Raw genomic sequence first — 12,452 nt, 5'->3', positions numbered from 1 at the left:
TAAAAATAACCATCTACAGAATGATGTGGAGCATACCATGAAGAAACTGTTTAACCGCTTCAACCTCAAAGCCATTACCGCAGGAACGTTGATGATTGGCGCTACGCTGGCAACCTCAGCCCAGGCCGCTACTACGCTGCGGATTGCCACTACCCATGCCCCTGACCAGTATGCTTCCGAAGTGATGCGCCAGATTAAGAAAGATCTGGAGGGTGCCGGTGTCGATCTCAAAGTCAAACTTCATATGGCCAGTCAGCTGGGATCCGGTGAACAGCTGATGGGCGAGGCAGTTCGCGGCAGCATCGATATTGTTCACGCCTTCGTCTACAGCCACAAAGATCCGGTACTGGAGATCAATTCACTGCCGTACCTGGTCTCCAGTTACGATGAGATGGAAAAGGTATTCAGCCCGGGTTCCAACTTCTACAACTTGTTCGATCAGCGCATGGACCGCCTGGGTCTGAAGCTGTTGGGCGTGACTGGTGAAGGCTTTATCGGTGTGATGTCATCGTCCAAGCCGGACAATTACCAATCCACCGACGCCAAGGGCCAGAACGTGCGGGTCTGGAGCGCCCAGGCGGCCAAGCTGGCAACCCATGATCTGGGTTATACCACCACCACCATCGACTGGGGTGATGCCTTCCCGGCGATTCAGCAAGGGGTGGTTGACGGCATGATCGGTGCGACGCCGGAGGCGACCTACACCACCTTCAAAGAAGCCATCAGTCACTACGTACCCTACAACGCCTTCGTCGAGAATACCGCTTACTACGCCAGCAAAAAGACCTGGGAAAGAAAGCTGAACGACGAGCAGCGTAAGGTTGTCGCCGACGTGTTCGCCAAAGCGGCCGCCACCTTTGTCGATTGGAGCCGGGAGAACGATCTGACCAACCTGAAAAAACTGCAAGAGTTCGGCGTTGAGATTCTGCCGCTGACCGATGCTGAGCGTAGCGCGATCGCCCAGAAGATCCGTACCCAAACCTGGCCGAAGTTGGAAGAGCGCCTGGGTAAAGAGGTGTTGGACCAGGTTGTCGCAGATATCTGATAGCCACGAATCCTAGCGCTTCGTTTGGGCCATCCGTGTTTCAACGTGATGGCCCGTCTTCCTGACTGATCCTGCTTTGAACAACGCTCTGTTTAATCGACAGGGGATCAGACTCTTGCCTGCACAATAATGAATACAAGGGTGGGGTATGCATTTAAATATACCGAAACCGATCGGCGGGCTGGTAAATATTCTTCTACGGACCAAAGAATATTTTCTGGCTGCAGCCAGCCTGGTGATGGCTGCAGTTTTCTTCTGCGTCGTGATTTTACGTTACCTGTTTGATGCGGATCTATTTGCCTACGAAGAGTGGGTGTTGATGATCGCCTTTTGGGTTTACTTTCTGGGTGGCGCAATGGGTAGCTATGAGAATACCCACGTCAAAGCCGACTTCCTTTTATCGTTAATCGATAACCTCAGAACCAAATGGATCGTGATTAATATCACGCTGTTTGTTGAAGTGCTGATCGGTTGCGTACTGACCTACTGGGGTTGGTTGATGCTGATGGAGGAGGTCAATTACTACCCGGATTGGCAAACCACCACCGGTCTGGGATTGCCTTTTGCGATCCCCAAATTGGGCATCTTTCTCGGCTTTGTGTTGATGACCTTCTACACCGCGCTGCACCTGTATAGCGGTTTACGCGATGGCCCGACCGAAGAGTGGGAGGCCGATGAGGCGCCGCCCCATCTGTAGCCCGGTCCGTCACGGTTGATAGGGCGGTTGCGAATCCACTGCTCGATCCCGTTATCCCAAGCTTTTCAACGCCTGAATGCCGTACAGCTTTCCTAATCTGGCGAGCTGCGTGTCGGGCTTTGCAAAACGGAAAATTATTATGCTTATTTTGCTGACACTTCTGGTGATCTGCCTGGCGCTGGTGGCCGGTATTCCGGTGCCGTTCGCCTTCGGCCTGGCATTGATCTATATGTCGTTGACCGGCGACCACGATCCGGCCGGTTTTCTCACTTCTGGCCACTGGCGCATGAACGTGCTGGTGCTGCTGGCCATCCCGCTGTTTATCATGGCGGGCACCATCATGGAGCGCGGCAAGATTGCGCAGCCGCTGGTGGAACTGGCCGAACTGTTTGTGGGCCGCTTTAAAGGCGGTATGGCTTATACCTCGGTGGGTGCCAGTGCGGTATTCGGCTCCATCGCCGGCAGCGCCACCGCAACCCTGACATGTATCGGCAGCATCATGATGCCGCAGCTTCGCAAGGCCAATTACCCCGAAGGGCTGTCGGCCGCGCTGATCACTAACGCTGCGCCGTTGGGCCTGCTGATCCCGCCCAGTGCGATCCAGATCATCTATGCCTGGGTGACCCGTCAATCGGTACTGAAGTGTTTTCTGGCCACCATCGTACCGGGAATGATCCTGGTGGTGCTGCTATGTATCGTCAACTACGTGATGCTGCGCAAACACAAGGACATCAAAGTGATGCCCCGCTCGGATGACATGGTGGGTGACGTGGTGAAAAAGTCCCGCTTCGCACTGCCGGCGCTGCTGATGCCCTTTATGATTCTTGGCGGTATCTACGGCGGTATCATGACGCCGACCGAAGCGGCTGGTATCGCGGTGATCTATGCCATTCCAGTCGGGTTCTTTATCTATAAGGGCCTTAATGTCAGCAACTTCAAAGAAGCCCTGGTGCAATCGGCCACCACCACCGGTGTGGTGATGGTGATGTTCTTTATGGTGATGATCGTCAGCCGACTGTTTATCTTCGAAGACATCCCCGAACTGGCCAAAGAGCTGATCTTCTCGGTCTCCGACAACCCGATCATCGTGCTGATCATGATCAACGTAGTGATGATCCTGGTGGGGATGCTGATGGACGATGTCAGCGGCGTGCTGCTGGCGTCGCCGCTGCTGTTCCCAATTGTGTTGGAGCTGGGGGTCGACCCGATTCAGTTTGCCGCCATTGTCGGCGTCAACCTGGGGATGGGAAATATCACCCCACCAACTGCGCCGCTGCTGTACCTGGGCTCACGTGTAACTCAGGTGCCGGTTAAGTCGATGCTGTACCCGACCCTGATGATGATCCTGTTCGCCTGGATCCCGACCCTACTGATCACGACCTATGTGCCAGAAGTATCGCTATTCCTGCCGAACTGGTTGATGGGGTAACCGTTAGCTGACGGAACTCCCATAGTCTGGCAACCGCCCGCTCCTTCATTTTGGAGGAGTAGGGCGGCGTCGCTTTTCAACACTCTTCTGTCGCTGACGATCCATCTGCTAGGGATCTTCTGAATAAACCTATTTTCCAGTAAGCGGATGTTGGTCCAATTGAAGCCGATGGAACGAACTACGTGACGATTCTCGTGGTCTGTCCCTTATCGCCCGAACCTTAGACCGTGTATACTCCGCGCCTTCTTGCTTTTTCGCCCACAGGGCGTACCGCGTTCACTCCTCCATTCCGGATTCTGACTGTGCTGACCACCGCAAATCTCGCCATCCAATTTGGCGCCAAACCCCTCTTTGAAAATGTTTCCGTCAAGTTCGGCGATGGCAACCGCTACGGCCTAATCGGCGCCAACGGTTGCGGCAAATCCACCCTGATGAAGATTCTCGGCGGCGATCTGGAACCCAGTGTCGGTAACGTCTCGAAGGGACCACACGAACGGATCGGCAAACTGAAGCAGGACCAGTTCGCCTACGAGAAATACAGCGTGGTAGACACCGTGATCATGGGCCACGAGGAGCTGTGGGCAATCAAAGCGGAACGAGACGCCATCTACACCAAGGCGGAGATGAGCGAGGCCGACGGTATCCGCGCCGGCGAACTGGAGGCGGAATTTGCTGAGCTCGACGGCTACACCGCCGAGTCCCGTGCGGGTGAACTGCTGCTGGGGGTGGGGATTCCGCTGGAGCAGCACTTCGGCCCAATGAGCGAAGTGGCCCCCGGCTGGAAACTGCGGGTGCTGCTGGCGCAGGTGCTGTTCTCGGAACCTGACATCATGCTGCTGGACGAGCCCACCAACAACCTCGACATCCACACCATCCACTGGCTGGAAGGGGTGCTCAACGCCCGCACCTGCACCATGATCATCATCTCCCACGACCGTCACTTCCTGAACAGCGTCTGCACCCACATGGCGGATCTGGATTACGGCGAATTGCGACTGTTCCCTGGCTCCTACGATGAATACATGACCGCTGCGACCCAGGCCCGTGAACGGCTGCTAGCCGATAACGCCAAGAAGAAGGCTCAGATCGCCGAACTGCGCACCTTTGTCAGCCGCTTCTCTGCCAACGCCTCCAAGTCGAAGCAAGCTACCTCGCGCGCCAAGCAGATCGACAAGATACAGCTCGAGGAGGTTAAACCCTCCAGCCGCCAGAACCCCTTTATCCGCTTCGAGCAAGATAAAAAACTGCACCGACTGGCGCTGGAAGTGGAAGGACTCGGCAAGTCCTATGATGAAGCCCTGTTCAGCGGCCTCGACCTGATGGTCGAAGTCGGTGAACGCATCGCTATCATCGGGCCCAACGGAATCGGCAAAACCACCCTGCTGCGCTGCCTGGTCGGTGATCTCACCCCCAGTGCCGGTAGCATCAAGTGGTCGGAAAAAGTCGCCATGGGCTACTACGCCCAGGATCACGCCGCCGACTTCGAGATGGACAAGACCCTGCTCGACTGGATGGGGCAATGGGGCAAAGAGGGGGACGACGAACAGGTGGTCCGCGGTACCCTCGGCCGGCTGCTGTTTTCGCAAAAGGAGATCAATAAGTCGGTCACGGTGATCTCCGGCGGGGAACAGGGGCGGATGCTGTTCGGCAAGATGATGCTGCAACGCCCCAACGTGCTGGTGCTGGACGAACCTACCAACCACCTGGATATGGAATCGATCGAGTCACTCAATCTGGCACTGGAAAACTACTCCGGCACGCTGCTGTTTGTCAGCCACGATCGTGAGTTTGTTTCCTCACTGGCGACCCGCATCATCGAGCTGACCCCCACCGGCATCAACGACTTCCACGGCAGCTACGACGACTACCTGAAGAGTCAGGGCGTGGAGGGATGAGCCGTATCGTCCTGTTCGCCGATGTGCAGAATCTCCTGCGTTTAGATTACGAGAAAATTCTACTTTTGAGCACCGCTGTTTTCGGGGGGATTATCGTTCGTCGCAACCAACATACCGGCAATGGTTTACTTGTTGGCCTTTTGCTTGATCTCTTTCGTTGTATGCCTAGTTGGTGTCGGAATCTGGGCTGCTATTGAGCTGTACTGTCGCGAGCATTTTTTTAAGTCAATAATCCAGGCTTGAGCGTCCGGTTTGGGGCGGTAGCTGCCTTTCAAAGATCTTTAGCCGAAGGGCCGCTCTGTGCCGATAGCTGCCTGCTAGCCAGCCTGAAGCCGATGTCCACTTTAGCCCAATTGATGACTCTTCATAGTTTGAGTGTTCGGTTCGGATTAGTTAACGTCGACAACGGCTTATCGCCTCCATCATTGAATCCTTTAAAGCATCAACCAACTCAATATCTGGCTGCCCGTTCACTGGTAATTCCCCGTCTTCGGCCTCGACTTCAAGCTGTCTGAGTAATCGACTGGCGCGAATAAACCCCAGGGTGTCGCAAGCACCAGCAAGCTTGTGGGCCAGTTCGGCACAGTCGACCGGGTCTTGGTCTTCCAGGCTTTTAAGCAGGGCCGGCCAGAGCTCTTGGTAGACCTCGCAGAAGCTTTCCATCAAGGCAGCCAGCTTTTTATCACCTAGCAGTTTGCGGTGAATGTCCAACACAGAGTGATCGACCAATGGTGTGGATTCGGTGACGGTGCTGGTGGGCGCTGTTGTGGTTGCCGACTTGGTCGTCGTCACCAAGGAAGCTGGAGCCGATTGCGCAATAAAATCGAGCAGCTGTTGTTCTTTGACCGGTTTGGCAATCACATGGTGGATCCCGACCTCGGGATAACGGTGCACATCGTCGGGGCGTACGTTGGCGGTCAGTGCCGCGATGGGCGTGTGCTGATTTACCGAGTCAGGTTCGGCGGTAATTTTGCGGCTGACCTCAAGACCGCTGATCCCGGGCAGATGCATATCCATCAAGATCAGATCAAACCGCTGCTGCATGGCGATGTCGACGGCGTCGGGGCCGTTTTCTACCACCGTCACCCGGTGACCGTGATGATCCAGTAAACCCAGCACCACCTGTTGATTGATCCGCATATCTTCCACCAGCAGGATCTCTTTGCGATTGGCGGGTTGGGGTGGTGGTGCTATCTGTTGAGGGGCGGGTTCAATGCGCAAAGGCAGCTCCAGCCAGAAACGGCTGCCTTCACCCAGATCGCTGTCCAGCCCAATACGGCCGTTCAATGCGGCGGCCAGCTCTTTGCAGATCGTTAATCCCAGGCCACTGCCGCCGAAACGTCGGGTGATACTGTCATCCGCCTGGGTGAATCGATCGAAGATCAGTGACTGCAGCGAAGGGTCGATTCCGATACCGGTATCTTTCACCGTCAGTCTCAGCCATTGGCTGTTGTCGTCGCCACTTAGCTGAGCTGCAGCCAGGCTAACCGATCCCGAGTCGGTGAATTTGATCGCGTTGGATAACAGGTTGGTCAGTATCTGCCGCAGCGCGCCAGCGGCGCCCAAACAATCATCGTTGATGCCAGGATCAATCTGCAGGTTCAGCGCCAACTGCTTCTGTTCCGCTCCAGGTCCCATCAAGGTGATCAGGCTGTTGAGCAGCGCCTCGAGTGAGAAATGGGTTTCTTCTGCGACATAGGCACCTTCGACCAGTTGGCCGTATTGCAGCACATGATCGAAGGTTTCCAGCAGTGCATCGCAGGCTTCGTGAAGCACTTTAACCTGATCGTTCTGATCGCTGCCGAGGTTGTTCTTTTCCAGCAATTGGATCATCCCCAGCATGCCGTTCATCGGGGTGCGAATCTCATGGCTCATCGTCGACAGAAACTGTGACTTGGCGTTGTTGGCTTGTTCGGCGGCCTCTTTGGCTTGTTGCAGGCTGCGGGTGCGCCGTTCCACCATCGTCTGCAATTTGTCGCGGTTATAGCGCAGTGCCTGTTGCTCTTGGTCCCGTTGCTGACGGTCATGGCGGATCGCCTGGCGCATTTCGTTCAGAGCCGATGCCAGTTGATCCAACTCATCCGGCTGTTGGGGGGCGATACGATCCAACTCCAGCGGGTGATCGAGTCTGCCGGCTCCGATCTGGTGACTGTAATCGGCCATTGCCTCCAAGTGTCGGGTGATCAGACGATAGAAGATCACCACGATCACCAGCACGATCAGCATTACCAACAGGGTCTGGCTCAGCAGGGTATTGAGGCCGTTTTTCCACACCCGCTGATCGATGGCCTGGATATCGAAGAATACTTCCAACTGTCCTAACGGATAGCGCTCACCTGAGGCCGATAGATGCACCAGCTCAAAGGCTTTGCGCTCAAGCTGGTGCGAAGGGAGATTCGACTCATTGGTTTTAGGCGTGAAAGCACCGAGACGATCCTGGTAACTGAGTTGGAGGTGTCCTACATCGGGCAGACTCCTAATCCCTTTGAGTTGCAGCTCAACCTGGGCCCGATCCAGATCCCATAAACTCTTTGCCAGGGTCTCCAGATAGCTGGACTGGATCAGTTCGGCCTGATGTTCAAGGGAGCGTAGTTCACGACGATAATCCAGATTCAGTTGCAGCGCGGTTGCACAGAGCGTGAACAGGATTCCGGTGGCGAGTACGTAACCGAGGATTCGATAGCCCAGAGGGTGTTTCTGGGCATAGCCGGTCAGGTTTTGAAGACGCATCGATAGGCGATCAGACATGGGCAGGCTCATTGATCGGGAGCCAGGTAGCGTTGGCTCTGTTGCTGGATCAGGCGGGTGAGGGTACCGTCTTGACGCATCCGGGTCAGATGCAGGTCGATCTTGGGCAGGTGGTGGGCCAGGTCACTGTGGTGGCCGATGGCGAGGTAGTAGTACTCGGTGCTTATCACCGGGTCGAGCGGCACGATCTGGTTAAAGCCCAGTTTTTGGCTTTGCAGCTCGCCGCTCAGGCGCCCCAGCGGCATAAAGTCGATCCGACCCAAGGCCAACTTGCCGAAATTTTGCAGCCCGCTTGATACGTACTCGATTCGGGTGTGGTCGCGCAGATAACGGTCGAACTTGTCGCCGAAACTGTCGCCCAGCAGCAGGCCGACGGTTTTACCCTCGAGGTCCTCTAACCGATCAAAGCTAAACGGGTGTTGGCGGTTGATAAACAGGCTGATCGGATCACTGATCACTGGCTGACTGCTGAAATGCAGGTAGCGTTCGCGTTCGGCTATCCGATAGGCGGCCACCACGATATCGACCTGACCCTGTTCGACCTGGCGCAGACAGCGCTTCCAGTTGCTCTCGGCCTGGAGTTCGACCTCGTAGCCCAAGGCATTGAACAGTAGCTGGCTGACCTTGGGGGCAACCCCCAGCAACTGCCCTTGCTGTACCCAGGATACCGGCGGATAGAACGGGTGGCCGCAGGCTTTGATCACCGGTGCCTGGGCGTTGACTGTTCCAGAGGCCAGCAGCAACAGAACGATCAGACTGCCCTGTAGCCACCGAGCGAGCCGGGCGTTCATGTGAGTTCCGTCGGTCTCGGCGTGAAAAGGTAGCCGGTACCGTGAACGGTCAAGATTAGTTTCGGGTTGCTAGGATCGTCGTTGAGCTTGCGCCTGAGCCGCCCGATCAGCACATCCACGGTTCGATCGCTGGGAACCCATTCGCGGTCGCGAATCTGCTCCATGATCTGTTCCCGATTCATCACCTGGCCAGCATGATTGATGAGACAGTTCAGTAGCTGAAACTCACCGTCGGTCAGCTGGGTCGGGTGCTGCTGCTCATCGATCAGTTGGCGCCGGTCGATGTTCAACTTCCAGCGGTCAAACTGCTTGAAGTTATGCATTAATGCATCGGTGGGCTTGGCATCGCTACAGTGGCGGACCCGGCGTACCAGGTTTTTGGTCCTGGCCAGGATCTCACGGGGATTGAACGGTTTGGTGATGTACTCATCGGCACCGCACTCCAGTCCGATCAGTCGATCTACCTCGTCCTGGCGTCCGGTGACCAGGATGATCCCGACCTCGCTGTTGACTCGCAGCTCACGGGTTAAAGTCAGGCCGTCTTTACCCGGCAGGCGAATATCGAGCAGCAGCACATCAATCATCTCGCTACGCAGGATGCCTTCGGCCTGCTCGGCAGTTTCCGCGCTGAATACCCGGTAGCCTTCCTCCTCGAAGTAGCTGTTCAGGCATTGGCGTGTCATTTTCTCATCGTCGACGACAAGAATACTGGCTTCAGTTTCCATCATTGCTGGCCCTTGATCAGCCGACGTCAGGCGGCTTTGTTATGGTTATGGTTAGGGGAGCGGTGGTTGTTTGACGGTTCCTTATCGGTTGGCGATCAGGTCGCCCGATCCGTTTACATATGATTTACAAATTTTCACAAGCCTGAGCCGCTGTATGCGACAGCCTTGTCGCAAATACGCAGCTGTTGTCGCTATCTGCAAGCACTGTCGTAAATCCGCAGCATCGAGTCGTTGTCAGACAGTTTCGCTCGCCTTGCCCTCCCTAAGATGATTTCCAACCCATACGGCCAGTCGCTTCATCGGCGCCGAATGCCGCGGGTATCGAGACAACGGGGCCGGTGGCCCCCAACGGGAGAATAAAAAGAATGTTCAGCAAGAGTGACAACATCGAAAGCTTCGACCCCGCGCTGTGGGCCGCGATTGAGCAGGAAGAGGTACGTCAGGAGGCCCATATCGAACTGATCGCCTCGGAGAACTACACCAGTGCCCGTGTGATGCAGGCCCAGGGGACGCTGCTGACCAACAAGTACGCCGAAGGCTACCCCGAGAAGCGTTACTACGGCGGTTGCGAGCATGTCGATGTGGTTGAGCAACTGGCGATCGATCGTGCCAAAGAGCTGTTCGGTGCCGACTACGCCAACGTGCAGCCGCACTCCGGTTCCCAGGCCAATGCCGCCGTCTATATGGCGCTGGTCAATCCCGGCGATACCGTACTGGGCATGAGTCTGGCCCACGGTGGCCACCTGACCCACGGTTCCCACGTCAACTTCTCCGGCAAGATCTATAACGCGGTTCAGTACGGCCTCAACGAGGCGACCGGCGAGATCGATTACGATCAGGTCGAAGCCCTGGCCCGTGAGCATCAGCCGAAGATGATCGTCGCCGGATTCTCCGCCTATTCGCAGATCGTCGACTGGGCCCGTTTCCGCCAGATCGCCGACGAGGTGGGCGCCTACCTGTTTGTCGACATGGCCCACGTTGCCGGGCTGGTCGCTGCCGGTCTCTATCCGAACCCTCTTCCCTACGCCGATGTCGTCACCACCACAACCCACAAGACCCTTCGCGGCCCCCGTGGCGGCCTGATTCTGGCTCAGGACAACGGTCATTCCGACCTGAATGAGTTGGTGAAAAAGCTGAACTCGGCTGTTTTCCCAGGTGGTCAGGGCGGGCCGTTGATGCACGTGATCGCGGCCAAAGCGGTGGCTTTCAAAGAGGCGCTGTCGCCTGAATTCAAAACCTACCAGCAACAGGTGGTGCGCAATGCCCAGGCGATGGCTGAGGTGTTTATCGAACGCGGCTACGACGTCGTCTCCGGCGGCACCGAAAACCATCTGTTCCTGCTCAGTCTGATCAAGCAGGGGCTGACGGGTAAGGATGCCGATGCCGCGCTGGGTAGCGCCTGTATCACCGTTAACAAGAATGCGGTGCCGAACGACCCCCAGTCGCCGTTTGTGACCTCAGGGCTGCGTATCGGCTCACCGGTGATCACCACCCGTGGCATGAAAGAGCAACAGTGTCGCGAGCTCAGTGGCTGGATCGCCGACATCCTCGATGCCATGCAGAGTGGTAGCGCCGACGCGGCTATTGCCGAGGTGAAGCAGAAAGTGGCCAGCCTCTGCGCGGACTACCCAGTGTATCGCTAAGTTGATCCGGCAACGAAGAACCACCTGATTACAACAAGAAACGACCGCCCGGCTTGCCGGGCGGAGCAGGAGATTTTGTCATGGCGATCAGTCTGTTCGACATGCTGAAGATCGGTATCGGGCCGTCCAGCTCTCATACCGTGGGGCCGATGAAGGCCGCCCATATCTTTGCCACCGCGCTTGAGCAGAACGGCTTGTTAACCCAGGTCGCACGGGTTCAATCGCAGCTGTACGGCTCTCTGGGAGCAACCGGTAAGGGCCACGGCTCCGGGCCGGCGGTATTACTGGGTTTGGAAGGGCACCTGCCCGAAACCGTCGACCCCTCCATCGTTCAACCCCGCAGCCGGGTGATCAGCGGTACCGCCCAGCTGATACTGGCCGGGAGTCACCCGATCAGCTACCAGGAAGATCAGGACCTGATCTATCACCGACTCGAATCGTTGCCGTTTCACGCCAACGGCATGAGCTTTACCGCCTTCGATGACCAGGGGATGGTGGTCAATCACAAGGTCTATTACTCGGTTGGCGGCGGTTTTGTGGTCGATGAGGATGCGGTCGGGACCGATCGGATCGTCGAAGACCAAACCGAGCTGCCGTACCCGTTCAGCACCGGCGAACAGCTGTTGCAGATCTGTCGCGAGAGCGGTTTGTCCATCGCCGAAGTGATGCTGAAAAACGAGCAGGCCTGGCGCAGCGAAGAGCAGGTGCGCGAAGGCATCCTCCAGATCTGGAAGGTGATGCAGGAGTGTGTCCATAACGGCACCCATAACGAGGGCACCTTGCCGGGCGGGCTCAAGGTCAAACGTCGGGCGGCGGCCCTGTATCAGAGCCTCAACAACCGTACCCGGATGGACCTGATCACGCCGTCGATGGGCGCCATGGACTGGGTCAATCTCTATGCCCTGGCAGTCAACGAAGAGAACGCAGCAGGTGGTCGGATGGTCACGGCGCCGACCAATGGTGCTGCGGGGATCATCCCGGCGGTGCTGCACTACTACATCAATTTCTGCCCCAACTCCAACGAGGAGGGGGTGATCCGCTTCCTGCTGACTGCTGCTGCGATCGGCATTCTGTTTAAGGAAAACGCCTCGATCTCGGGCGCCGAAGTCGGCTGTCAGGGCGAGGTGGGTTCGGCCTGTGCCATGGCCGCCGCCGGGCTGGCGGAGGTAACCGGTGGGTCGCCCGAGCAGGTGGAGAACGCTGCCGAAATCGGCATGGAACACAACCTGGGGCTGACCTGCGACCCCATCGGCGGGTTGGTGCAGGTGCCCTGCATCGAGCGCAACGCCATGGCGGCGCTGAAGGCGATCAATGCCGCAGCCCTGGCCCTGCGTGGTGATGGCGAGCACTTCGTTTCGCTGGACAAGGTGATCCACACCATGCGCGAGACCGGTCAGGACATGCTGGAGAAATACAAAGAAACGTCTCGGGGCGGGCTGGCGGTCAACGTGATCGAGTGTTGATCGACCGACCGAAACC

Annotated in this window: 9 protein-coding genes; 6 read left to right on the top strand and 3 right to left on the bottom strand. The window is 56.9% G+C overall.

Going from position 1 to position 12,452, the window contains the following annotated elements:
* Positions 1 to 37: 37 nt before the first annotated feature.
* The 4 genes from dctP (at position 38) to ACO05M_RS12460 (ending at position 5,066) form a co-directional block, all read left to right on the top strand.
* Positions 38 to 1,045, top strand: a complete 1,008-nt coding sequence (gene dctP, locus ACO05M_RS12475; protein ID WP_421863249.1) for a TRAP transporter substrate-binding protein DctP — start codon at positions 38 to 40, stop codon at positions 1,043 to 1,045.
* 148 nt (positions 1,046 to 1,193) lie between these two features.
* Positions 1,194 to 1,742, top strand: a complete 549-nt coding sequence (locus ACO05M_RS12470; RefSeq protein ID WP_421863246.1) for a TRAP transporter small permease — start codon at positions 1,194 to 1,196, stop codon at positions 1,740 to 1,742.
* Between the two features lie 139 nt (positions 1,743 to 1,881).
* On the top strand, positions 1,882 to 3,171 hold the full coding sequence (locus ACO05M_RS12465; protein WP_421863243.1) for a TRAP transporter large permease: 1,290 nt from the start codon (positions 1,882 to 1,884) through the stop codon (positions 3,169 to 3,171).
* A gap of 302 nt (positions 3,172 to 3,473) precedes the next feature.
* Positions 3,474 to 5,066 (top strand): ABC-F family ATPase, encoded by a 1,593-nt coding sequence (locus ACO05M_RS12460; protein WP_421863240.1) that lies wholly within the window; start codon positions 3,474 to 3,476, stop codon positions 5,064 to 5,066.
* 393 nt (positions 5,067 to 5,459) lie between these two features.
* Here the strand turns inward: ACO05M_RS12460 and ACO05M_RS12455 are convergent, their stop codons facing one another.
* Genes ACO05M_RS12455 through ACO05M_RS12445 form a run of 3 tightly spaced genes read right to left on the bottom strand, consistent with a single transcriptional unit; the run spans position 5,460 to position 9,333 of the window.
* The gene (locus ACO05M_RS12455) at positions 5,460 to 7,814 is read right to left on the bottom strand and encodes an ATP-binding protein (protein ID WP_421863237.1); all 2,355 of its coding nucleotides are present in this window, start codon (positions 7,812 to 7,814) and stop codon (positions 5,460 to 5,462) included.
* Between the two features lie 8 nt (positions 7,815 to 7,822).
* A complete protein-coding gene (locus ACO05M_RS12450; RefSeq protein ID WP_421863234.1) occupies positions 7,823 to 8,605 on the bottom strand; it encodes a substrate-binding periplasmic protein in 783 nt (260 codons plus the stop codon).
* Positions 8,602 to 9,333, bottom strand: coding sequence for a response regulator (locus tag ACO05M_RS12445; RefSeq protein ID WP_421863231.1), 732 nt, complete (start codon positions 9,331 to 9,333; stop codon positions 8,602 to 8,604). Before ACO05M_RS12445 ends, ACO05M_RS12450 begins: the two co-directional genes overlap by 4 nt.
* A 362-nt stretch (positions 9,334 to 9,695) precedes the next feature.
* On the opposite strand from ACO05M_RS12445, the gene glyA reads away from it, so the two are divergent.
* Together glyA and ACO05M_RS12435 are read left to right on the top strand one after the other, a co-directional pair.
* Complete coding sequence (glyA, locus tag ACO05M_RS12440) at positions 9,696 to 10,973, top strand: serine hydroxymethyltransferase (RefSeq protein ID WP_421863228.1); 1,278 nt, start codon at positions 9,696 to 9,698, stop codon at positions 10,971 to 10,973.
* Positions 10,974 to 11,053: 80 nt separating this feature from the next.
* Positions 11,054 to 12,436, top strand: coding sequence for an L-serine ammonia-lyase (locus tag ACO05M_RS12435; RefSeq protein WP_421863225.1), 1,383 nt, complete (start codon positions 11,054 to 11,056; stop codon positions 12,434 to 12,436).
* The last annotated feature ends 16 nt before the right edge of the window (positions 12,437 to 12,452 follow it).

It is taken from the genome of Motiliproteus sp., from assembly GCF_965230735.1.
Classification (GTDB): domain Bacteria; phylum Pseudomonadota; class Gammaproteobacteria; order Pseudomonadales; family Balneatricaceae; genus Motiliproteus.
The sequence above is the reverse complement of the archived record's forward strand: the minus strand, read 5'-3'. Positions and strand labels throughout refer to the sequence as shown.